Here is a 21046-nt window from a genome sequence, read left to right as displayed (position 1 = left end):
GCAGCACCGGTTGATCTGCCAAAGCGCTCCCAGCTAAAGCCAGAGACCACCATGCAACCTGACCATCTCTACGAAGAAGCCATAGTGCACGAGCCCTCTCCCCAAAACGCCGCCCCGCGACGCCTCTGGAGCCCTGTCTCTCTCGCCATCATCTTCTCTCTCTGGCTCATTCTTCAGATCGGCGGCCTCTTCAGCCCCGGACTCCTCGACGACGTCGACTCCATCTACATCGAGATCGCTCGCGAGATGCTCCAGCGCCACGACTTCGTCACTCCGACGATCGACGGCATTCGTTTCTTCGACAAACCTCCCCTCATGTACTGGATGGCAGCCGGTTCCATGCATCTCTTCGGCATCCACGACTGGGCCGCTCGCTTCCCACTCGCCCTGGCCGTCCTCGCGCTGCTCCTAGCCGTCTACGCCCTCGGCATCCGCCTCTTCGCAACAACCTCCCCCATCGACAAACCCGAACGCGGGGGCTTCTACGCCGCACTCGCTGTTGCCACCAGCATCGGCCCCTACCTCTACACCCGCTTCTACATCCCAGACATTCTCCTCGCCCTCTGGATGACCCTGGCGGTCCATCTCTTCCTCGTCACCCTCAATCGCCTTCAATCGGACGGCACCTCATCATCCCAGCGACAAAAATCCACTCTTCAACCGTGCCTTGCCTTCGCCGCCGTCATGGCCGCAAATGTCCTGACAAAAGGTCTCATCGGACTTGTCTTTCCTATCGGCTTCGTCCTCCTCTACCTGGCCTTCACCAAACAACTCCGCCTCGTCTTCAAACTCCATCTCATCCCCAGCACCGTGGTCTTCCTCGCTCTCGCAGCACCCTGGCACATCCTCGCCGCCCTCCGCACACCCGCAATCCCTCTCCCCGCTGGGTTCGGTCTCCCCGCCACCGGAGGCTGGGCATGGTTCTATCTCTACAACGAGCACATCGCCAGATTTCTCTCAAAACGTATCCCCCACGACTACGGCCAGACTCCTGTTCTGCTCTTCTGGCTCTATCTCGCCATTTGGGTCCTTCCCTGGACTGTCTTCCTTCCGGGAGCGATCGCCAATCACGTTCGAACCCTCCGCAACCGGGCGTCCAACATCACCGCCAACACGCTCTCTGTCGCCCGCGACCACGAAGCCGCGCTCTCTCTCCTTCTATGGAGCATCCTCGTCATGGGCTTCTTCTCGCTTTCAAGCCGTCAAGAGTACTACTCCATTCCCGCGATACCGGCATTGTGCCTCTTGGCCGGCGGTCTCCTTGCCCGCGCTGACCAATCCTCACGATCAACACGTCCCGAAGCCACCGCCACCGAAAGCGCCCTCCACTGGCACGCCTATCTCCTCCTGCCCCTTGCCACGATCATTGCCATCCTCTGCGGATACTTCGCAATCACAGCACCGCGCCCCGCTCCAGGCGCCGATCTAGCCTCCCTCCTCAACTCCAATCCCGACTTCTATAACCTCTCCCTCGGCCACCTCTTCGACCTCACCGGCGACGCTATGGGAATCTTCCGTGGCCCGCTCATCGCCGTCTCCCTCAGCATGCTCGGCGTCGGCTTCGGCAGCTACCTCCTGCGACGCCGCTCCTTCACCTACGCTGCAAATCTCGTCCTCGCCGCTGCGATGACTCTCACCCTTCTCGCCGCACACGAAGGCCTCGTCCGCTTCTATCCCATCCTTGGGTCAAAGGCCCTCGCAGCCACCGTCAATCACGACATTCGGCCCGGCGACCGCGTCATCATCGATGGCTGGCTCTCCTCCGGCTCATCCATCCTCTTCTACACCGGCCAACAGGCAGCCCTCGTCAACGGGCGAATCTACGGCCCCTGGTATGGCTCCTTCTGGCCCGATGCCCCACCCATCTTCGGAACCGACGAAGGACTCCGCCAAGCCTGGTCCGGCTCCCAGCGCATCTTCCTGCTTACCTTCAACAAACAACGTGCCGCCGACCTTGCACGCTTTGCCCCGGTCCACCTCCTCGCCTCCGAAGGCGGTAAATTCATCCTCTCCAACCGCTGATCGTTCTTCCATCACCATCACCTGCAACCCATCCCGCAGTGGCACAACCCAACCCGAGCCGATATCCTTACAGAAGCCATGTCCCCCAACCCACTCCTGATCGGCCGCGTTGCATTTGCCCTTGGCTTCTTCGGCATCGTGACCTCCGGGGTGTCTTTTCTTCTGGCCCTCATCGGCGGCCTGCGATTCCGCTCCCGGCGCAACGATCAAGGCAACTACGCCCCTCCGGTAAGCATCCTAAAACCCCTTCACGGCAAGGACTGGGGTCTTGAGCAGAACCTCGAGAGCTTCTTCAGCCTCAACCATCCCAAGTTTGAGCTTATCTTCTGCGCAAGATCGCTCTCCGATCCCGGAATCGTCTGCGCTCAAGAAGTAGCTCGGCGATTTCCATCCATTCCCGCGCGCTTCCTGGCCTCAGGCGAGCCCCTCTGGCAAAACCCCAAGACCTTCTCCATGTCACTCCTCGTCGAAGCGGCACAGCACGAGATAATCCTCTTCTCCGACAGCGACGTTCGCGTCAGCCCCACCTATCTCCATGACATCCTGCAGCCTCTGGGCGACCCCGCCGTCGGCTTAGTCACCTGCGTCTTTCGGGGAAAACCGGCAGCCACCTCCTCACTGCCCACCGCCCTCACACAAACAGTGGAGTTCTCCAGTGGCGTCCTGACGGCGAATCTGATCGAAGACATCAAATTCGGACTTGGTCCCACGCTCCTCACCCGAAAGGCCCTGATCGACCAGATCGGCGGCTTCAAAGACATGGGAGATCTGCTCGCCGACGACTTCTGGCTCGGCAACCGTATCGCGGAACAAGGCTACAAAGTCATTCTTTCAACTGCCATCGTCGATCACTGTATTAACTATGGAAGCCTCATAGGAGGCCTGCATCACCAGATCAGCTGGGCTAAGAACACACGTTGCTCCCGTCCCGCCGGTCATCTCGGCACTGGTCTCACCTACGCGATGCCGTTCGGTCTCCTCGCATTTTTCTCCGGCCTCGCCATCGGCCGACCCACCATCGGCTTCTGGCTTCTTTTTGCCGCAATTGCCAATCGCTGTCTTCAGGCCCTGCTCATAGGCTTCGTCATCATGCGCGACAGGCTATCGCTCACCTTCTTCTGGCTCTATCCCGTCTGCGATCTTCTTGGCTTCTACAGTTGGGCCGCCAGCTACTTTGGGCGAGAGATCATCTACCGTGGCGAACGCTACCGCATCAATCCCGGCGGCGTTCTCGTTCGATTAGGGCCTAGATAAGCACTTCAGCCGGTCTTCTTATCCTTCCGTCCCGGAATCACAACCTGACGGCGAAACGGAACCAACCCAGCCCCCGGGGCCTGCTGTTGCTGCATTCGCGTCAACATCTCCGTTCGTACATAGTCGACGAACCCCTGCATCTGCCGGTTCATCTCCTCCATCCGTTCCCGCATCTGCAGCACGATCGCAATTCCTGCGATATTCACCCCAAGGTCACGCGCCAGGTTCAAAATAAACTCCAGCCGCTCCAAGTCCTCATCGGTATAAAGACGTGTATTGCCCTCACTCCGCGACGGCCGCAGCAAGCCCTCGCGCTCATACAAACGCAACGTCTGCGGATGAATCTCGTACATCTCCGCCACCGACGAAATCATGTACGCGCCTTTGCTCTTCCGCTTTGTCGCCATAGTCCCAACCCCTGAAATCTAAACCCTGACCAGATGCCTTACCGAAGTCTAGCTCTTCTCAACATATGCAAGTCAACTAAACTTCACCATGCGCTGAATCAGCATCTCATCTAACTATGAAGATCGCCAGAGCCGCACTTCACGCCAGCCAGATCATCGCCGGAGTCGCCGGAATCAGCGCCATCGCTGGAATTGGCGCCGTCGCCGCTGCCCGCGCAGTCATGCCGCGTCCCCCAAAACGCCACCGCGGCCGTGTCGTCCTCATCACCGGTGGCTCCCGAGGCCTCGGTCTCGCTCTCGCACACCGCTACGGCCGCTCCGGAGCAAAACTTGTCCTGGTTTCCAGAGACTCCGACGAACTGACCCACGCCCGCGACATGCTCCTCAGACACAAAGCCGTCAAGCATCCTGACGATATTCTCTTGCTCCCCGCCGATCTCACCGACGCCAAACAGGCGGCCACGCTCGTCGACTACGCTGTCGGCTTCTTCGGCCACATCGACATCCTCATCAACAACGCTGGCGTCATTGAAGTTGGCCCCGTTGAAGATCAGCCCATAGAAGCCTACCAACGCGCCATGGCCACCAACTTCTTCGCTTCGCTCTACACCACCAACTCCGCTCTTCCGCACCTGCTCCAACGCAACCACATCTACGGTCAAGCGTCCATCGTCAACATCGCCAGCATCGGCGGCAAATTCGCCATGCCCCACATGCTCCCTTACGTCGCCAGCAAGTTCGCCCTCGTAGGCTACTCCCAAGGGCTTCATGCCGAACTCCGCCACAAGGGCATCCGCGTCACCACCGTCTGCCCGGGCCTTATGCGCACCAAAGGAGAGGCTCACGCCCACTTCACCGGCCAAACCAAAAAAGAGGAGCGCTGGTTCAAATTCTCCGCCAAGACTCCCATCTTGGCTGCCTCAGCCAACCGCGCCGCTAACAAGATCTACAACGCCGTCGTCGCCGGCCGCGCCGAAATCACCATCACCCCGCAAGCCTGGCTCGCCGCTCGCATTGCTGGTCTCGCTCCCGAGTCCACCCAATACATCGCCAGCCTCGTCAACCAATTCGTTCTCCCGGCCCCTTCCAGCCAAAGTCTATCCATCCCGGAGCGCAGTATTTATCCATCTACTGCGATATGGGTTAAGCGCACATAAACATCAAGACTCACCGGCATGCGTACTTTAGACTTCACTCCGCCTTCGTACGCTCTAACGAGTCAGACTAGCGTTAAGTGGTGTCCCCGCACTCTGAACTGATGCGCCTTCATGTGCATGCTGATCTGCAGCGACGATAGGTCTTGTTAACAGAACGTCATACTTTCCATAGTCGATCGTCACCTTCGCTTCCCCCCCAATCCGAACATGTGTCGTTGAGATATTCTTCGCCGGAACCCACACGTCGCCCCGTCGCATATACCAGGAGTCAAACGCAGCACTGTCCAAAATCCACGAAGGACTCTTCGCCGGCTCTCCCATCACCCGTACCATCGCAAAGTCGTCCGTGCTCACCCACAACTTCCCCCGATAGGCCACCCCGCTGTAAACCTTTGGCTCTACCCTCAGTACCCACGTGTTCACGCCCCCTAACTGCTCCTGACCGACCAGTTGCACTGTGTAGGTGTCTATGGAAAACATCGCGCGCTGCCAGTCAGTCTTCTCCGATGTCTCCTCTTCCTTATCCACAAGTCGCCGCAAAACCTCCCGACAAAGCAACTTCGACCCAGACTCCGACAACACCGTAAAGTTCTTTCGGCCGGGTGCCTGATACTCCGCCCGCACGATCATCTCTGCGTGGTGCTTGCCACCCGTGCCGTCATATTCCAGTTGATAAGTTCGGTCTGTCCTGTAGTGCTCGAGCGCCGCCTGACGCTCGTCATTCTTCAACAGCATTCGCCTGACGATCTCCTCCGCAGTCGGAGTCGTTCGATTCTGTGCCTGCAACCACCCCGCGCAAGCAAGAGTGATCGAGAACACGAGACCCGCGAACATCCGCGTCCGCGCCAGATGCCACATGGAATCACCTCCGAACTAAGGGGATTTCATCACGGTGCACAACATTCAGTGCAAATAAACCGTGCGCTCAAACATTTCTTGATGAACTTGGATGCAACGAAATGCCGAACGGGGTGCAAAATGGGCAAACTTATGCGCGTTCAAATAAATCTTCGCGAGGATCCTCCGGATTCAGCTTCGCCAGCTCTCGCAGAATCTCCTTGCTCCGCTCATCATGCACCTTCGGCACGACAATCTTCACTTCCACAATCTGATCGCCACGCACACCCTCCCGCGAAGCCGAAGGCACTCCCTTCTCCCGCAGCCGCAGCTTCTGTCCCGTCTGCGTCCCCGGCGGAATCTTCAACTGCGTTCTCGCACCACCTTCATGGGTATCGATCGTCGGCACATCAATCTTTGCTCCCAGCGCCGCTTCCGTCATCGTAACCGGAACAGTTACATATATGTCATCTGCACTACGTGTAAATACCGGATGCGTCCCCGCCTTAATAATCAAAAACAGATCACCTGCCGGGCCGCCATTGATCCCCGCGTTGCCTTTACCCGCCAGCCGAATTCTCTGACCATCCCGAGTCCCCGGCTTAATTCGAAACTCCAGCGGCTCCCGCTTCGTCACCACACCCTCGCCATCGCAGGTCGGGCACGAGTTCTGCACCTTCCCCGAACCACCGCACCGCGGACACTGAATATTGAACTTCATCCGGCCGCCCATCTGCGTCACCTGCCCCGAACCATGGCACTCAGGGCACTCGACACTTCCGCCCGTCGTCGACTTACCCTTGCACGTCGGGCAAACCTCCTGCCGCTGAATCTCCAACCGCGTTACACCACCCCGCACCGCCGTCCAGAAATCGACGCTCACCTGGTACTCAAGATCGGTCCCCGGTTGCGGCCCACGCGCGGCCTGCTTCCCTCCGTTGAACATCCCGCTGAAGATATCCTTGAAGCTGCCTCCAAACCCGCCGCCCGACTCCTGCTGGGCCGAACGTCCACTCTGAAAGTCCGAAAAATCGAACCCACCAAAGTCAAACGGAACCTCCTGACCTGCACGTCCTCCACCAGCACCGCCACGATACCCAGCAGAAGTTGCTCCCCCGCCATAGCCGCCACGTGCAGCCGCCTCGGCCGCTGCCGGGTCGATATTGTCCGAGTAGAAGCCAAGCTGGTCGTAGATCTTCCGCTTCTTGTCGTCACTCAAAACATCGTTCGCCTCGGAGATCTCTTTGAACTTCTCCTCAGCCTTCTTGTCATTCGGATTCACGTCCGGGTGATACTTCCGCGCAGCTTTGCGAAACGCCTTGCGAATCTCCTCCGCCGTCGCCGTCTTCTTCACGCCCAGCGTGCCGTAATAGTCCTTCGTCTGTGTCGTCGCCATAATCTTCTTCCATTCTCTTACCAATGCGCCTCATGCGCATCTCTAAACCTTATTCAGCCTTCAAATCCTGGCAAACCGGGCACCAAAAAAGATTGCGCCCTGCCATCACCTTCGTCAAAATCTTCGTCCCGCTGATAAAGCAAGGTCGACCCTGCCGCCGATACACATAGTGCGCCTCTTCCTTCAGCACTGGCCCACTCTTATGCGGTCGATCCTTCGGCTTCGTCGTCACGATCCTCCGGTCAACCATCCCAGCCTTCATCAACACGCCCGCCTCCTTCCATATCGACCGCAGCGTGCTCTCCGCTACCTCCTTCCCCGGCGTAAACGGGCTCAGCCGTGCCCGAAACAGTAACTCTGCACGAAAAATATTCCCCACTCCCGCAGCCACAGATTGGTCCATCAGCAGCTCTCCAATCGCCTTCTTGCTCTTCGCAACCCGCGCAATCATCTTCTCTGGCCCGTCTCCATTCAACGGATCGGGTCCCAGCCGCTCCAGCAGCGCATCCCACTTTTCCTGCGAGTAGATGGAGCAGTCCATCGGCCCACGCAACTCTACCCAAGCCACCTTCGACGGCTCGATATGTCCAGTCCCATCATCGTCCGAATACCACGCATGCCGTTTGCTCACACCCGGCACCACTGGCCGCTTCACCGCCGCGTCATTCCACATTCGCAGCCGCAACGCACCACGCACGTCCGGCAGCGGTCCCGAGCCCTCCGTAAAATCCCCCTGCAATCCAAGATGCACATGCAGAATCAGGTCCTTCCCGAAGTCATATCCAACGTGCTTGCCCACAGCCATTACCCGCTTCAGCTTTCGTCCATCAATCATCGCCGCATCGGTAAACCGTCCCTGCGGCCCATCCACTCGAACAATCTTCCCGGCAAAAGCAGCCGCATGTCTCTCGGCCCATCGATGAATCTCATTCCCTTCAGGCATCTTCCCTCAACCTCGTCGCAGTCACTTGCGTCTGATGTCGCCGCCGAACACGTCGCGGCCGGCCACTCGTCTTCAACTCATACCGGTAGTGCTCGATAATGCGCTCCGGAGTCCACAGCGCCCAATGCTCTCCCTTTTGCGTTTGCATCTTGTCCATCTGAATCTCATCCATCTGCCGCATCATCTTTTGCAAGTCCCGGTAGTGCTCTGTATAAGAGCTATCTTCACTCTCGATCAGCCGCTGCATATCTACGTATACCGGCTGCGCCCATTCATAAAACGTGTGCCACACGTCATACACATCTAGGTGGCCCTTCTTCACCAGCAACGACAGATGCTCATAAAAGTCCAGCACCTCGAACGCGCTCACAGGCGGCTCCTCAAGGGTCCACGCCTTCAACTCATCGCCCTCCAGCCGAGATTCCGCCAGCGTCTGCCTCACCGAGACAAACTTCTCTGACAAAAAGAAGCTAAGCTGCTTCTCAAGATTCTCAACCGCCCGATAATCTCGCTCATGTCGCAGCTGCAACCCGGCATAAGAGATAGCACCGGCACTCGTAACCACCAAAGCGGCCGTTGCCACTGCCTGAACCGCCTCCCAATTCACCACCAGACGCCCTCCAGCCTCTTTTGATGCATCCCGGAAGCTGCCGAAAGTTCTTCTCATCCAATAGCTGCCTTCAAAACAGCAAGGACGACGGCCGCATCGCCATCTCTGACCTTTACCTCTGCATCCTCCATGCTATGCTCCTTGGAACGCGGCGCTCCCCATCGTCTGCACAAGCGCCTAACGAGGAATTCTTTGACCGCAACAAATGCGAGCTTCTACCGGCCAGAGCTTGATGTCCTTCGCTTTGTCGCCTTTCTTTTAGTCTTCTTCTATCACTCAGTCACGGTCGCCAGCGGCATCTTCGATTCATTTCGCATCGCCGGCGCGCTTGGCGTCTGTCTCTTCTTCCTGCTCAGCTCCTATCTCATTACCGAACTGCTCGAGCGCGAAAAGAGTCAATCTGGAGACATTCACCTACGAGCCTTTTACATTCGACGGGGTCTTCGCATTTGGCCCCTCTATTTTATCGTTCTGCTGGCTGACTACCTCCTGCAGCTCCACCTGAAATCTGGAGTCTTCACTGCCTCACGCCTCTTGGCTTTCCTCCTCGCCGCGGGCAACTGGTACGTCGCGTACCACGGCTTTACAGATACCATCTCAACGCCGCTCTGGAGCATCCCCGTAGAGGAGCAGTTCTACATCCTCTGGCCCTCTGCTCGGAAATACCTCCATCGCTCTGGCTCCATCGTCTTCTCCATCGCAATGTTTGCCGTCGCCTATTTGGCGCTCGCGCACCTATGCCATGCCGGATCCAGCGCCGTCCTGATGATCTGGGTCAACAGCTTCGTTCAATTCCAGTTCTTCAGTACAGGAGCTTTACTTGCGCTGGCGCTTCAAGGCCGTGCGCCAAAACTGCATCCCCTGGTTCGATCGCTCTTCTTCATCATCGGTCTTGCTGCTCTTGGTGCAGCCCAACATCTCTTTCAGGTCAAGGAAACATCAGACCCGGTCACCTTCCATCTAGCGGCTCCTGGCTATCTCTGTGTCAACCTTGGTTGCACCCTGCTCTTCTTCAGCTTCCTCGGCGAGACACGTCTAGGCAAACTGCGTCCCCTGGTGTACCTGGGGAAGATCTCGTACGGCCTCTACGTCTTTCACTGGGCCATGCTGCGTCTCTCGATTTACATCGTTCATCGCCTCACCAGTGGCCACCAAATAGCGAGGATGACGACCAACGCACTTGAAGTCGCGTTTGCCTTCATCCTCACTGTCTTGCTGGCTTCTATCTCTTACCGATTCTTCGAATCACCCATACTGCGCTACAAGAAGCGCTTCGAAGTTATTCGAACACGCTCCGTCTAGCCGATTAGTTCCAGACCTGCCGCGCCTCAATCGCCTCGATCGAAAACATCTGATCCGGCTCCATCTGCTGCATCCGCTGGGCAAACTTCACCGCTTCTTCCTTGGTGTCGAACATCATCCGGTTGTACAGCCGGCCTGCTCGAACCTGGTCGCACTTCCACATCGTCTCGGTCATGGTCTTCCCTCCAAGCAATCGATTGAGTTCCAGGTTCTCCATCCAAAACGTCTCTGCATACTGATCTTCTCTGTTTCTTCTGCTCACCGCTACACACCTTTCTGGTGATAGACGCACTCTACACGTCTATCGCCGTAAGCCAGCCTGATAAAAAGGAGGGGCACCCCATCAGGAACGCCCCTCACCTTTATTACGTCAAAACCAGCCGGTACGGATTACACTTATTTCTTTTCATCGACGTCGACGTACTCAGCATCAATCACGCCTTCGTCCTTCTTCGGCTCTTCATGCGTTTCCGTCGCACCTGTCGCACCATCGGTCGGTGCTGATGCCGCAGACGCCTTGTACATCGCCTCTGCAAGCTTGTGGCTCACAGTCGTTAGACGATCCTTCGCAGCATTCAGCTCACTAGCGCTTGGAGTACCGGCCAGAGTCGTCTTCGCCTCTGCCAGAGCCGTCTCTACCTCGGTCTTATCCGACTCCTGAACCTTATCGCCCGCATCCTTCAACATCTTTTCGATGTTGTAGACCAGCGAATCCAGTCCGTTCCGAGCCTCGACCGCCTCGCGCTGCTCCTTGTCCTCAGCCGCATGAGCCTCGGCATCCTTCGCCATCCGCTCAACCTCTTCCTTGCTCAGGCCTGACGAGCTCGTAATCGTAATCTTCTGATCCTTGCCAGTCGCATTGTCCTTCGCCGTTACATTTAGGATGCCGTTTGCGTCGATGTCGAACGTGACCTCAATCTGCGGCACGCCACGAGGAGCAGGAGGAATCCCGGCAAGCTTGAACTTGCCCAGCGTCCGGTTCTGCGCGGCCATCGGCCGTTCGCCCTGCAGCACATGCACTTCAACCTCAGTCTGCGAATCAGCCGCCGTAGAAAACGTCTCCGTCTTCTTCGTCGGAATCGTCGTGTTCCGGTTGATCATCGCCGTCGCAACACCGCCCATCGTCTCAATCGACAACGTCAGCGGAGTCACATCGAGCAGCAACAGATCCTTCACTTCGCCGGCCAACACGCCAGCCTGAACGGCCGCGCCGATCGCCACAACCTCATCCGGGTTCACGCCCTTATGCGGCTCCTTGCCGAACAGCTCCTTCACCAACTGCTGAATCTTCGGCATACGAGTCTGACCACCGACGAGAACCACCTCATCGATCTTGCTCGCATCCACACCAGCATCCTTCATCGCCTGCTTCGACGGCCCAATCGACCGCTGCAGCAGATCATCGACCAACGACTCCAGCTTCGCACGAGTCAAGTTCCGCACAAGGTGTTTCGGCCCACTCGCATCGGCAGTAATAAAGGGGAGATTGATCTCCGACTCTTGCGCCGTCGACAGCTCGATCTTCGCCTTCTCAGCAGCATCCTTCAACCGCTGCAGCGCCATCTCGTTGCCCTTCGCATGCAGATCAAGCCCGGTATCAGCCTTGAACTCACCAATCAGCCAATCCACAATCCTCTGGTCGAGGTTGTCACCACCAAGGTGCGTATCACCATTGGTCGACTTCACCTCGATCACGCCTTCGCCAACCTCAAGAATCGAGATATCGAAGGTACCGCCACCGAAGTCATAGACCGCAATCGTCTCGTCCTTCTTCTTGTCCAAACCATAAGCAAGCGCAGCCGCCGTCGGCTCGTTCACAATACGCTTCACATCAAGTCCAGCAATCTTGCCGGCATCCTTGGTCGCCTGACGTTGAGCATCGTTGAAGTAAGCCGGAACCGTAATCACAGCCTCGGTCACCGAAGTCCCGAGATAGTCCTCCGCAGCCTTCTTCAGCTTCTGCAGAATCATCGCCGAGATCTCAGGCGGAGTGAACTCCTTACCCTGCGCGCTCACAACAATGTTGTCGCCCTTCGCAACGACCTTGTACGGCACCATCTTCATCTCGTCGCCAACTTCGTTCATGCGACGACCCATAAACCGCTTGATCGAATAAACCGTATTCTCCGGATTCGTAATCGCCTGGCGCTTGGCCACCTGACCCACCAGCCGCTCCCCGCTCTTGGTGAACGCAACGACAGATGGCGTAGTCCGGCCACCCTCTTCGTTCGGGATCACCTTCGGCTCGCCACCTTCCATCACCGCGACGCACGAGTTCGTCGTTCCCAAGTCAATTCCAATAATCTTCGCCATCCCACATCCCCATTCTGGGCTCGCAGCCCATCAACATTTTTGACATCCCAAGAATCTCACCTTGAGTCACTTATTGTCAACTATTCTGATGTACCCGGCCACCTATTGGATTCAAAACCCTTACTCATTCTTCCAAATAGCTTTAGCCGCCGCTTAGCCGTTACAAAAGGCCCCAACCCCGCCTCAAAAATACTCCCGACGCGCCTCCAGTTCCCACTGCAACCGTCCGATAAACCAAACACGTGATTCGCCAAAACATCGCGGTGTCATCACCGAACGGTCCCTCGAAGGTGTCATTGTCGCCCTTGATGCCCCCGGTTACGCTTCCTTCAATTAATGCATCACTTGGAGCTCTGCTCATGTCTTCCCTTACTGCACGCCGTACCGCACGCCGCCTCCTGAAAGTCGCTTCATTGGGCCTCGCAGGACTTCTCGCCGGTCTCCTATCCGGCTGCAACGCCACCCCGGACTCCACCAATATCTCGACCACGACCTACACCTGGTCCACCCACCTTCCCAAGAGCCTAGATTCCGTTCAAGTCCCCCCGCTCCGCCACGCCCCTTCCACGCGAAGACTTCAAACGGGCTCTTACCACAACGTCTCCCAGTCGATGGGCCCGATGGGCCGCAACCCCTCCTAAACCCCTCGACACCGAACCGGCAGACGATCGCCGGAAAACCACAACCAACCAAGCGCGGCAGGCTCCATCCAACGGGCCTGCCGCCTTTTTTGCGCCGCTGACCGCACTGCGCAAACCCCGAATGCATCCATTACCTCCTTTTTTGCCTCTATTTAGGAGACAACCATTCCACCGCGCAAGGGACCCTCCGAAGACCATGGCCTCCGCTGCGACCGCACCACCCGACGAATCCGCTTCCATGACCCAAGGCGTCAACCCCTGGCTGATCGCCGCATCGGTCATGCTCGCCACCTTCATGGAGGTGCTCGACACCGCCATTGCCTCGGTCGCACTACCCTACATCGCCGGCTCCCTCTCTGCCTCCAACGACGAAGCCACCTGGGTCCTCACCAGCTACCTCGTAGCCAACGCCATCGTTCTCCCCGCCAGTAACTGGTTCTCCCTCAAATTCGGCCGTAAGCGCTTCCTCCTGTCCTGCATCGTGATCTTCACCATATCCAGCTTCGCCTGCGGAGCAGCTCCCACCCTCGGCATCTTGCTGCTGGCCCGCATCATTCAAGGCGCTGGCGGCGGCGCCCTCCAACCTCTCTCCCAGGCCATCCTCCTCGAATCGTTCCCACCCGCCAAACGCGGAGCCGCCATGGCCGTCTTCGCCTTCGGGGTCGTCGTCGCCCCAGTCCTCGGCCCCACCCTCGGCGGCTGGCTCACCGACACTTACTCCTGGCGCTACGCCTTCTACATCAACATCCCCATCGGCATCCTCGCAATCGCCATGATCAGCCGCTTCGTCCACGACCCGCCATACATCAGCAAAGCCCGGGTCCCTGCCTTTGACCGCTACGGTTTCGCAGCCCTCGTCGTCTGGACCGGCTGTCTCCAGGTCGTCCTCGACAAAGGTCAGGAAGACGACTGGTTCGGAGCCACCTGGATTCGTTGGGCCGTCTTCTTCCTCGTCACATCTTTTATCTACTTCTGCTGGCACTGCTGGCGCGACAAAGATGCCATCGTCGACCTCAAGGTCCTCAAAGACCGAAATTTCCGCCTCGGCTGCATTCTCATCTTCATGTTTGGCGTTGGCATCTACTCCACCACCACCATCCTCCCTCTCTTCTTTCAGGAGCTTCTCGGCTACACCGCCTTCACCGCAGGAATCGCCGTCGCTCCTCGCGGCATCGGCGCGGTCTGCGGCATGCCCGTCATCGGGTATCTCTCCAATAAAGTCGACCCCCGCTACCTCCTCACCTTCGGCTTCTTTACCTTCGGCCTCACCACCCTCTACTTCGGCAACGTTACCCTCGATATCTCACCCACCACCCTGCTTCTTCCCATCCTCATCACCGGCTTCGGCCTCAGCTTCATCTTCGTCCCCATCAGCACCGCCGCCTACGGCACACTCGACTCGAAACAAATCGGCAACGCCAGCGGCCTCTTCAACCTCATGCGCAACGTCGGCGGCTCCATCGGAATCTCCATCGCCTCCACCCTGCTCACCCGCCGCGCCGACGTCCACCAAAACCTCATCATCAACTCCGTTCCTCGCACCGGCCAGCAGTTTCAAAACTCCCTCGGCAGCCTGACCCAGTTCCTGACCAACCCCTACGGACAGGCGAACGCCGCCGATCCCGCCCAGGCCTCCCTCTACCAGCAGCTCGGCCGCCAGGCCACCCTCTGGGCATTTGTCGACGTCTTCCGCTGGCTCTCGCTCCTCTGTTTCTTCTGCGTCGGCATCGTCTGGTTCTTCAAAAAAGTAAAACCAGGCAAGCCCCCCGCCGGCGCCCATTAGCCCATGGTCATTCTTCACCAGATCACTCCGACGCTATCCACCAGCTACAAAACAGTTCGTCTCCGCGCTCTCAAGGACACACCCTCTGCCTTCGGCAGCACCTACGCCCGCGAATCTCAATTCTCTGAAGCCGACTGGCGCACCCGCGCCGCAAACCTCTGCACCCCACACTCCATTGGCTACCTCGCCTACCACCAGGGCGAATATTGCGGCATCGCTGCCGGTTTCCTCGACAAGGAAGTCCCACAAAACGCCGAGCTGGTCTCCATGTGGGTTGCCTCCACTCACCGCCGAACCGGCACCGGCAAGCTCCTCGTCGACGCAATCGAATCCTGGGCTCGCCTCTCTGCAGCCCACACCCTTCGGCTCATGGTTACCAACACCAATCTCGCAGCCATTTCCTTCTACGAGCGCCTTGGATTCACCGCAACTGGCAGAACCGAGCCCTACCCGAACGATCCCAATCTGATCGAATACGAAATGTCGAAATCGATCCTTTGATCTCTCGCCCTCGCATCGATTGAGGTCGGTCAACATCCCAACATCACTCAATGCCTGCATCTAACTCTGCGATACCCTCTAAGACATGCAGCGCGACCGGCTTCCTTATATCCTGATCCCTCTAGCCGCCTGCATCGCCATCCTCCCCCTCATCCTCAACGGCTGCTCCTGCGGCCACGACTTCGACTTCCACCTTCTCAACTGGATGGAGGCTGCCCGTCAATTCACACAAGGAAATCTCCACCCCCACTGGGCCTACACCGCCGCCTGGAACGCAGGCGAACCCCGCTTCGTCTTCTACCCTCCACTTTCCTGGACGCTCGGCGCGATTCTCACCCTCATCTTCCCGATCACCGCAACGCCCATCGTCTACACCTGGCTAGCCCTCACCGCCAGCGGCCTCGCGCTCCATCGCCTCGCCCGCGCCTTCGCTCCGCCCACCGCCGCCCTTCTAGCTGCGATCCTCTACACGGTGAACCCCTACATGCTCTTCACCGCCTACGAGCGCACCGCCTATGCCGAACTCCTCGCCGCCGCCTTCATCCCACTCCTCCTCCACGCCATCCTGCGCGAGCGCGTCACCATCCCCGGCATCGCCATTCCCATCGCCCTCCTCTGGCTCACCAACGCCCCCGCCGCCGTCATGAGCTGCTACGCACTGGCGCTCCTCACCCTCATTCGCCTAGCCAAGCCCAGCAGCCTGCGCAGAGAAATTGCCATCAACACCACCGCGGGCACGGTCCTCGGCCTCGCCCTCGCCGCCTTCTACATCGTTCCCGCCGCCTACGAACGCCGCTTCGTTCAGATCGCCATGGCCATCATCCCCAACATGCGCATCCAGGACAACTTCCTCTTCCACCGCACCGGCGACCTGGCACACGATCAGGTTCTTCACACCGCCTCTCTCCTGGCCATAATCCTCCTCGCCGTAACGATCGCCGCCCTCGCAATCTCTCTCACTCGGTCGAGCAAAAAACACAGACTAACGAATTCCGCCGACGAATCTCTATTGCATTCTTCCGACCGGCCAAACTCCGACCCATCAAAAAAGACGTCATCTCGACCGGAGCGAAGCGAAGTGGAGAGACCCCCGCATTTCGCCAGCACCACCGCAACTCCCCCCCCGCCGCGCAACCTCTACGTATACCTGGCCATCCTCACCGCAGCCATTGCCCTCCTCCTGACACCCGTCACCGCCGTCATCTGGAACCACGCCCCCGAACTAGCCTTCCTACAATTTCCCTGGCGCTTCCTCGCACTCCTCGCCGCCATCTTCAGCCTGTCCACTGCCCTCGCACTCACTCCGCTGCATCTCAAACCCACCACCCGCACACTCATCGCAATCTTCATCGCCGCAACTCTGACCTACCCTGCCTACACCCTCTTCCGTCAATCCTGCGACGAGGAAGACACCCCCAAAGCCCGCCAGGCTCTCTTCCAATCCAACCAGGGCACCGATCCCACCGACGAATACACCCCAACCACCGCCGACAACGACTCCCTCGCCCCCAAAGATCCTCCCTTCTGGCTCTCCCCTGATCCCAACGCCAAAGCCCCCACTAACACCCAGCCCAGCCCCACTTCCCTTCACATCACCATCAACGCCTCCATCGCCGAAGACCTCATCCTCAATCTCCGCGACTACCCAAACTGGACCATCACGCTCAATGGCTCCCCTGACTCAACCCGTGACCAACGCGACGACGGCCTCATAGCCCTCCCCATCCCCGCCGGACCGTCCACCATCGCGATCACCTACGCCCACACCCTCGACCAAACTATCGGCGACATCATCTCCCTCCTCGCGCTCTCAACTCTCTTCTTCCTCCTCCTCCGCGGCAAATCTCAATCGCCACCCATCCCTTCCTAAACATTGCGAACTCATGCACATAAACCCCCAACAGCAAACTACATTAATCAAGCTGATTTATCATCGAAGCCGATGCAACCCACGGTAAAAGACCTGCTTCTCTCCGGCGCACAGCTCACCGATGCTGCTCTCGAACGCCTCCTGCCCGCAACCGACACTCTCCCCCACTCCATTCACCGCGCCATGCGCCACAGCACCTTCGCAGGCGGCAAGCGTCTCCGTCCCATCCTCTGCATGGAAGCCGCCCGAATGGTCGCAGGCACCGGAACCTATCCCGAAGGCATCGCTGATCTAGGCGCAGCCCTCGAGATGCTCCACACCTACTCGCTCATTCACGACGACCTCCCCGCTCTCGACAACGACGACCTCCGCCGCGGCCAGCCCACCGCCCACGTTGTCTTCGGCGAAGCCACCGCCATCCTCGCCGGCGACGCCCTCCAAACCCTCGCCTTCCAGACCCTCGCGGGCCTTCCCATCTCATCCCCCACAACCGTCGCCATCCTCCGCGACATCTCCCTCGCCATCGGCACCGGCGTAGGCCGCGTAGGTGACCTCGACACCAAGCTCCCCCCCGGCATGATCGGCGGTCAGGTCATGGACATCGAAGCTGAAGGCACCGCCCCCACCGCCGCACTCGTCGAAGCCATCCACCGCTCCAAAACCGGCGCCCTCATCACCACCAGCATCGTTTCCGGCGGCCTCTATGGCCTCAGCGTTCGCCATCGTTCCGCCGGCAGCGGCCACAGTAACGACGAGCCCGAATCCAAACCGAACCGCGCCGCCTACTCCCCCTACGCCGACACCATCGCTCGCCTACGCACCTTCGGCGAAAAAGCAGGCCTCGCCTTCCAAATCGTCGACGACGTACTCGACATGACGCAAAGCTCCGAAGAGCTCGGCAAGACCGCCGGCAAAGACACCGCGACCACCAAAGCCACCTGGCCCGCCGTCTTCGGCATAGACCAGTCCCTCCACGACGCCGAAGAGCTCATCGCCGACGCCTTCGCCGCCCTCACCCCCTTCGGCGAAGCCGCAGCGCCCCTCAAATCGCTAGCCCAATATCTCGTCGAACGTAAAAACTGACACCCACCCATTCGCAGACGGTAAACTCTCACCCTATGAAGTTTTCTCACTTTACCGTCCGCGTACACTCCTCGTCCCTCGCCATCGCAATCCTCTCCGCCGCAAGCTTTTCCGCCTTCGCCCAAACCTCAGGTACCCTCCTCGTAGCCAATCAGACGGACCGCACCCTCTCCTTCATCGACCCTGTCACCGCCCAACAGACCTTTGCCCTCCGGGAAGATCGCATCACCGGCCACGAAGTCACCACCTCGCCCGACGGCCGCACTGCCTACCTCCCCATATACGGCGACGCAGGCGTAGGTCGTCCCGGCACCGACGGACACGAGATGCTCGTCATCGACGTCCCGACCCACAAGATCACCGCCACCGTCGACTTCGGCCACGGCGTCCGCCCCCACCTTCCCGTCTACGACACCCGGCGCAATCTCCTTTACGTATCCACCGAACTCGACGAAGCCATCACCGTCATCGACCCGAAGACCCTCAAAATCCTCTACAAGATCCCCACCGGAGCCGCGCAATCTCACATGTTCGCGCTCTCACACGACGGCCGCTTCGCCTACACCACCAACGTAGGCCCCGCCAGCGTCTCTGTCCTCGACCTCGACACCCACAAGACACTAGCAATCATCCCCGTCGGCGAGCCCGGAACAACGCGAGTCCAGCGCATCTCTCTCAGCAACGACGACAAGCTTCTCTTCACCTCCGACTGGAACAATCCCCGCCTCGCAGTGATCGACACCACCACCCGCAAGCTCAAGACATGGATTCCCCTCCCCGGCACCGGCTACGGCAGCGCATCCACACAAGACGGCCGCTACCTCATCCTCTGTCTCTCGAAATCAGCGAAGATCGCAGTCATCGATCTCTCGAACTTCTCAATCGTCCGGACCATCGACGTCCCCAGCCAGCCGCAGGAAGTTCTCATCCGTCCCGACGGCCTCGTAGCCTACGTCTCCTGCAACAAAGATCACAAGGTTGCCGCCATCGATCTAAAAACCTGGAAGGTCCAATCCCTCATCGACGCTGGAAACGATGCAGACGGTCTCGCCTGGTCTAACGCACCATCAGCCGCAGCCACCGGCACCCACTAGCAACAGATCCTCTCGCAACAGCTTAAACGGACTACGCAGGATAACCCGCGTCCATCCACTCCTTGAATAGCGAAACACTCTCTGCTGACCACGGTTCATCGGGAGGCATCGAGCCATTGGACACCGTACCGTAAACAAGACTCGCGTTCGCGGGGACACGCATCCACGCGAAATCATCCAGAGCAATCCCATCAGGCTTCATGCACTCAATGTCCCCATCCCGAAATAGCGGGCGGATATCTTTCGCAAAGCTGATCGCCATTGTGCCTCCTTAACGAACCACTGATGATTTTGGATTCTACGCCCACACCCTTCTTCGCAAATCAAGCTCATCCTCATCGACATCATCGAATTTCACAAATACCTGACATCCACGCGGCGTCCAGGTCTCGTACACCATGCACCCGGAAAGTTCTCCGTGACCCCTGGGCCCCCCAAAAAATCGAAGCGAACGTGGACGAACTTTTCAGGAATTGAATCAGGAGATGTACCGCAATGAAAGCACTCAACGAAATCGAAGCCGTCCGTTCGCCAGAAGAAAGCCAATCAGCATCCTCCCGACGATCGTTTCTCAAAGGCGCCGCGCTTACCGGAGCCGCAACCTTCGCCGCTGTCGGCGCACTCTCCACCACAGTCTCAGCCGAACAACAGGAAGAGACAGACAGCATGCAGTACGAACACGAACATCTGAAGAAAAGCGATCGCGACATCCTCATCGCAGCACAGATCGCCGAAGCGCTCGCCGTCACCACCTACTCCAACATCATCAACATCTCACCCTTCTTCAAATCAATCCCCGACGACGATCAGGGCTACCTCATCGGCGCACGCCAGGAAGAGATGTCCCACTATCTTCTCGAGCAATCTGTAACCGACCAGTTCACCCCCTTCACACAGTTCTTCTATCCCAAAAAAATGTTCTCGGACGCGCAGACCACCCTCAACATTCTGGTCACTCTCGAGGACGCATTTATCGCCGCCTATCTTGTTGGCGTGCGCAACTTCTCCACGCGCAACCTGCGAGTCACCGCAGCCCGCATCATGGGAATCGAAAGCGACCACCGCACTCTGGCACGTGTCGTAGGTGGCGACGTGACCCCGCAGTTTGGCGGCCCGATCAAATCCATCACCGGCATTCAGGGCGTCGCAGAGAGTATCGCTCCCCCAAATAACAACGGCTACGAAAGAACGCTCTGCTGGACCTCGATCGACCAGGCCTTAACCGCGCTCACTCCCTTCGTAAACTTCAACGCTGCCAAAGCCGCAGGCTTCGACACAGCACAATCCTTCCCATTCGAACCCTTTACCCCAACCCTGCCCAACCCGCTCGGAGCCTTCGTCTCCTTCAGCGGCTGCTGACAACTCGGCCGACGAGTGCCCTCACCTCGAGCCAAGAGGTGCGGGCACTCGTGTGCCTCTCACACGTGCCCCAGAGCTCTGTCCTCTATCATCAGCTCAGATGCTCACCGAGTCCGACATCCTAAAGGCCCTCCGCGACTGCTACGATCCCGTCCTCCCCTGCAATATCGTCGACCTTGGCCTCATCCACGCCGTAACCATCACCCGCGACCTCGACGCCCCCGGCACCAACATCCCCGGCGTCCCGCAAAAGCACATCATCGAGATCGCCATAACCCCCACCCAGACCGACGAATCCTCTCAAGCCCAACTCATCTCTCAAATCACACACCGCCTCGCCGGCCTCGAAACGGTAAGCCGAACCACCGCCACTATCCTCGAATCCCCCATCTGGACGCCACTCAACATCACCCCAGCCGGCCGCAAAACTCTCGGCCTCGACGGCAACCCCAACCTGGTCCAGATCCGCTAAAC

General features: G+C 58.7%; 20 protein-coding genes. 12 read left to right on the top strand and 8 right to left on the bottom strand.

The annotated features are described in order from the left end of the window. Positions 1 to 51: 51 nt before the first annotated feature. Together HDF14_RS10845 and HDF14_RS10840 are read left to right on the top strand one after the other, a co-directional pair. Positions 52 to 2022, top strand: a complete 1971-nt coding sequence (locus tag HDF14_RS10845) for an ArnT family glycosyltransferase (RefSeq protein ID WP_260698174.1) — start codon at positions 52 to 54, stop codon at positions 2020 to 2022. A 78-nt stretch (positions 2023 to 2100) separates the two neighbouring features. Further along, on the top strand, positions 2101 to 3276 hold the full coding sequence (locus tag HDF14_RS10840; protein WP_183976354.1) for a glycosyltransferase: 1176 nt from the start codon (positions 2101 to 2103) through the stop codon (positions 3274 to 3276). Between the two features lie 5 nt (positions 3277 to 3281). Here the strand turns inward: HDF14_RS10840 and HDF14_RS10835 are convergent, their stop codons facing one another. Further along, on the bottom strand, positions 3282 to 3683 hold the full coding sequence (locus tag HDF14_RS10835) for a MerR family transcriptional regulator (RefSeq protein WP_183976352.1): 402 nt from the start codon (positions 3681 to 3683) through the stop codon (positions 3282 to 3284). Positions 3684 to 3799: 116 nt separating this feature from the next. Here HDF14_RS10835 and HDF14_RS10830 point away from each other — a divergent pair, with 116 nt between their 5' ends. Continuing rightward, on the top strand, positions 3800 to 4840 hold the full coding sequence (locus tag HDF14_RS10830; RefSeq protein ID WP_183976350.1) for an SDR family NAD(P)-dependent oxidoreductase: 1041 nt from the start codon (positions 3800 to 3802) through the stop codon (positions 4838 to 4840). 54 nt (positions 4841 to 4894) lie between these two features. On the opposite strand, the gene HDF14_RS10825 is transcribed toward HDF14_RS10830, so the two are convergent. The 4 genes from HDF14_RS10825 to HDF14_RS10810 form a co-directional block, all read right to left on the bottom strand. Then, positions 4895 to 5698 (bottom strand): hypothetical protein, encoded by an 804-nt coding sequence (locus HDF14_RS10825; protein WP_183976349.1) that lies wholly within the window; start codon positions 5696 to 5698, stop codon positions 4895 to 4897. A 130-nt stretch (positions 5699 to 5828) separates the two neighbouring features. Beyond that, positions 5829 to 7073, bottom strand: coding sequence for a DnaJ C-terminal domain-containing protein (locus tag HDF14_RS10820; RefSeq protein ID WP_183976347.1), 1245 nt, complete (start codon positions 7071 to 7073; stop codon positions 5829 to 5831). Positions 7074 to 7122: 49 nt separating this feature from the next. After that, positions 7123 to 8016, bottom strand: a complete 894-nt coding sequence (locus HDF14_RS10815; protein ID WP_183976345.1) for an Fpg/Nei family DNA glycosylase — start codon at positions 8014 to 8016, stop codon at positions 7123 to 7125. Further along, a complete protein-coding gene (locus tag HDF14_RS10810; protein WP_260698173.1) occupies positions 8009 to 8683 on the bottom strand; it encodes a hypothetical protein in 675 nt (224 codons plus the stop codon). The genes HDF14_RS10815 and HDF14_RS10810 overlap by 8 nt, the downstream gene beginning before the upstream one ends. A gap of 135 nt (positions 8684 to 8818) precedes the next feature. Between HDF14_RS10810 and HDF14_RS10805 the strand changes: the two genes are divergently transcribed. Further along, a complete protein-coding gene (locus tag HDF14_RS10805) occupies positions 8819 to 9928 on the top strand; it encodes an acyltransferase family protein (RefSeq protein ID WP_183976343.1) in 1110 nt (369 codons plus the stop codon). Between the two features lie 4 nt (positions 9929 to 9932). Here the strand turns inward: HDF14_RS10805 and HDF14_RS10800 are convergent, their stop codons facing one another. Continuing rightward, positions 9933 to 10145, bottom strand: coding sequence for a hypothetical protein (locus HDF14_RS10800; RefSeq protein WP_183976635.1), 213 nt, complete (start codon positions 10143 to 10145; stop codon positions 9933 to 9935). 179 nt (positions 10146 to 10324) lie between these two features. Then, complete coding sequence (gene dnaK / locus HDF14_RS10795; RefSeq protein ID WP_183976341.1) at positions 10325 to 12241, bottom strand: molecular chaperone DnaK; 1917 nt, start codon at positions 12239 to 12241, stop codon at positions 10325 to 10327. A gap of 359 nt (positions 12242 to 12600) precedes the next feature. Between dnaK and HDF14_RS10790 the strand changes: the two genes are divergently transcribed. The 6 genes from HDF14_RS10790 to HDF14_RS10765 all read left to right on the top strand — a co-directional run bounded on the left by HDF14_RS10790 (position 12601) and on the right by HDF14_RS10765 (position 19213). Further along, a complete protein-coding gene (locus HDF14_RS10790) occupies positions 12601 to 12882 on the top strand; it encodes a hypothetical protein (RefSeq protein WP_183976339.1) in 282 nt (93 codons plus the stop codon). A 196-nt stretch (positions 12883 to 13078) separates the two neighbouring features. Then, complete coding sequence (locus tag HDF14_RS10785; protein ID WP_183976337.1) at positions 13079 to 14665, top strand: DHA2 family efflux MFS transporter permease subunit; 1587 nt, start codon at positions 13079 to 13081, stop codon at positions 14663 to 14665. Positions 14666 to 14668: 3 nt separating this feature from the next. Continuing rightward, the gene (locus HDF14_RS10780; RefSeq protein WP_183976335.1) at positions 14669 to 15166 is read left to right on the top strand and encodes a GNAT family N-acetyltransferase; all 498 of its coding nucleotides are present in this window, start codon (positions 14669 to 14671) and stop codon (positions 15164 to 15166) included. Between the two features lie 85 nt (positions 15167 to 15251). After that, complete coding sequence (locus HDF14_RS10775) at positions 15252 to 17036, top strand: hypothetical protein (protein ID WP_183976333.1); 1785 nt, start codon at positions 15252 to 15254, stop codon at positions 17034 to 17036. Between the two features lie 72 nt (positions 17037 to 17108). Then, the gene (locus HDF14_RS10770; protein WP_183976331.1) at positions 17109 to 18119 is read left to right on the top strand and encodes a polyprenyl synthetase family protein; all 1011 of its coding nucleotides are present in this window, start codon (positions 17109 to 17111) and stop codon (positions 18117 to 18119) included. A 35-nt stretch (positions 18120 to 18154) separates the two neighbouring features. After that, on the top strand, positions 18155 to 19213 hold the full coding sequence (locus HDF14_RS10765; RefSeq protein WP_183976329.1) for a cytochrome D1 domain-containing protein: 1059 nt from the start codon (positions 18155 to 18157) through the stop codon (positions 19211 to 19213). Positions 19214 to 19244: 31 nt separating this feature from the next. On the opposite strand, the gene HDF14_RS10760 is transcribed toward HDF14_RS10765, so the two are convergent. After that, the gene (locus tag HDF14_RS10760) at positions 19245 to 19475 is read right to left on the bottom strand and encodes a hypothetical protein (protein WP_183976327.1); all 231 of its coding nucleotides are present in this window, start codon (positions 19473 to 19475) and stop codon (positions 19245 to 19247) included. Positions 19476 to 19708: 233 nt separating this feature from the next. On the opposite strand from HDF14_RS10760, the gene HDF14_RS10755 reads away from it, so the two are divergent. After that, positions 19709 to 20572 carry a twin-arginine translocation signal domain-containing protein gene (locus tag HDF14_RS10755; RefSeq protein WP_183976325.1) on the top strand — a complete coding sequence of 288 codons (864 nt, stop codon included), beginning with the start codon at positions 19709 to 19711 and terminating at the stop codon, positions 20570 to 20572. Between the two features lie 100 nt (positions 20573 to 20672). Beyond that, positions 20673 to 21044, top strand: coding sequence for a metal-sulfur cluster assembly factor (locus tag HDF14_RS10750; protein WP_183976323.1), 372 nt, complete (start codon positions 20673 to 20675; stop codon positions 21042 to 21044). Positions 21045 to 21046 lie beyond the last annotated feature (2 nt).

Origin of the sequence: Tunturiibacter gelidiferens, assembly GCF_014201335.1 — a bacterium.
Classification (GTDB): Bacteria; Acidobacteriota; Terriglobia; order Terriglobales; family Acidobacteriaceae; genus Edaphobacter; species Edaphobacter lichenicola_E.
Note: the sequence above shows the minus strand (reverse complement) of the source record. Positions and strands in the feature narration are given on the sequence as shown.

What these genes read in the sequence shown, in the direction of transcription:
- HDF14_RS10840 (WP_183976354.1), top strand. Translation starts at nt 2,101, where the DNA reads ATGTCCCCCAACCCACTCCTGATCGGCCGCGTTGCATTTGCCCTTGGC.
- HDF14_RS10845 (WP_260698174.1), top strand. Translation starts at nt 52, where the DNA reads ATGCAACCTGACCATCTCTACGAAGAAGCCATAGTGCACGAGCCCTCT.
- HDF14_RS10785 (WP_183976337.1), top strand. Translation starts at nt 13,079, where the DNA reads ATGGCCTCCGCTGCGACCGCACCACCCGACGAATCCGCTTCCATGACC.
- HDF14_RS10825 (WP_183976349.1), bottom strand. Translation starts at nt 5,698, where the DNA reads ATGTGGCATCTGGCGCGGACGCGGATGTTCGCGGGTCTCGTGTTCTCG.
- HDF14_RS10780 (WP_183976335.1), top strand. Translation starts at nt 14,669, where the DNA reads ATGGTCATTCTTCACCAGATCACTCCGACGCTATCCACCAGCTACAAA.
- HDF14_RS10800 (WP_183976635.1), bottom strand. Translation starts at nt 10,145, where the DNA reads ATGGAGAACCTGGAACTCAATCGATTGCTTGGAGGGAAGACCATGACC.
- HDF14_RS10790 (WP_183976339.1), top strand. Translation starts at nt 12,601, where the DNA reads ATGTCTTCCCTTACTGCACGCCGTACCGCACGCCGCCTCCTGAAAGTC.
- HDF14_RS10750 (WP_183976323.1), top strand. Translation starts at nt 20,673, where the DNA reads ATGCTCACCGAGTCCGACATCCTAAAGGCCCTCCGCGACTGCTACGAT.
- HDF14_RS10770 (WP_183976331.1), top strand. Translation starts at nt 17,109, where the DNA reads ATGCAACCCACGGTAAAAGACCTGCTTCTCTCCGGCGCACAGCTCACC.
- HDF14_RS10835 (WP_183976352.1), bottom strand. Translation starts at nt 3,683, where the DNA reads ATGGCGACAAAGCGGAAGAGCAAAGGCGCGTACATGATTTCGTCGGTG.
- HDF14_RS10815 (WP_183976345.1), bottom strand. Translation starts at nt 8,016, where the DNA reads ATGCCTGAAGGGAATGAGATTCATCGATGGGCCGAGAGACATGCGGCT.
- HDF14_RS10830 (WP_183976350.1), top strand. Translation starts at nt 3,800, where the DNA reads ATGAAGATCGCCAGAGCCGCACTTCACGCCAGCCAGATCATCGCCGGA.
- HDF14_RS10755 (WP_183976325.1), top strand. Translation starts at nt 19,709, where the DNA reads ATGAAAGCACTCAACGAAATCGAAGCCGTCCGTTCGCCAGAAGAAAGC.
- HDF14_RS10810 (WP_260698173.1), bottom strand. Translation starts at nt 8,683, where the DNA reads ATGAGAAGAACTTTCGGCAGCTTCCGGGATGCATCAAAAGAGGCTGGA.
- HDF14_RS10820 (WP_183976347.1), bottom strand. Translation starts at nt 7,073, where the DNA reads ATGGCGACGACACAGACGAAGGACTATTACGGCACGCTGGGCGTGAAG.
- dnaK (WP_183976341.1), bottom strand. Translation starts at nt 12,241, where the DNA reads ATGGCGAAGATTATTGGAATTGACTTGGGAACGACGAACTCGTGCGTC.
- HDF14_RS10775 (WP_183976333.1), top strand. Translation starts at nt 15,252, where the DNA reads ATGCAGCGCGACCGGCTTCCTTATATCCTGATCCCTCTAGCCGCCTGC.
- HDF14_RS10760 (WP_183976327.1), bottom strand. Translation starts at nt 19,475, where the DNA reads ATGGCGATCAGCTTTGCGAAAGATATCCGCCCGCTATTTCGGGATGGG.
- HDF14_RS10765 (WP_183976329.1), top strand. Translation starts at nt 18,155, where the DNA reads ATGAAGTTTTCTCACTTTACCGTCCGCGTACACTCCTCGTCCCTCGCC.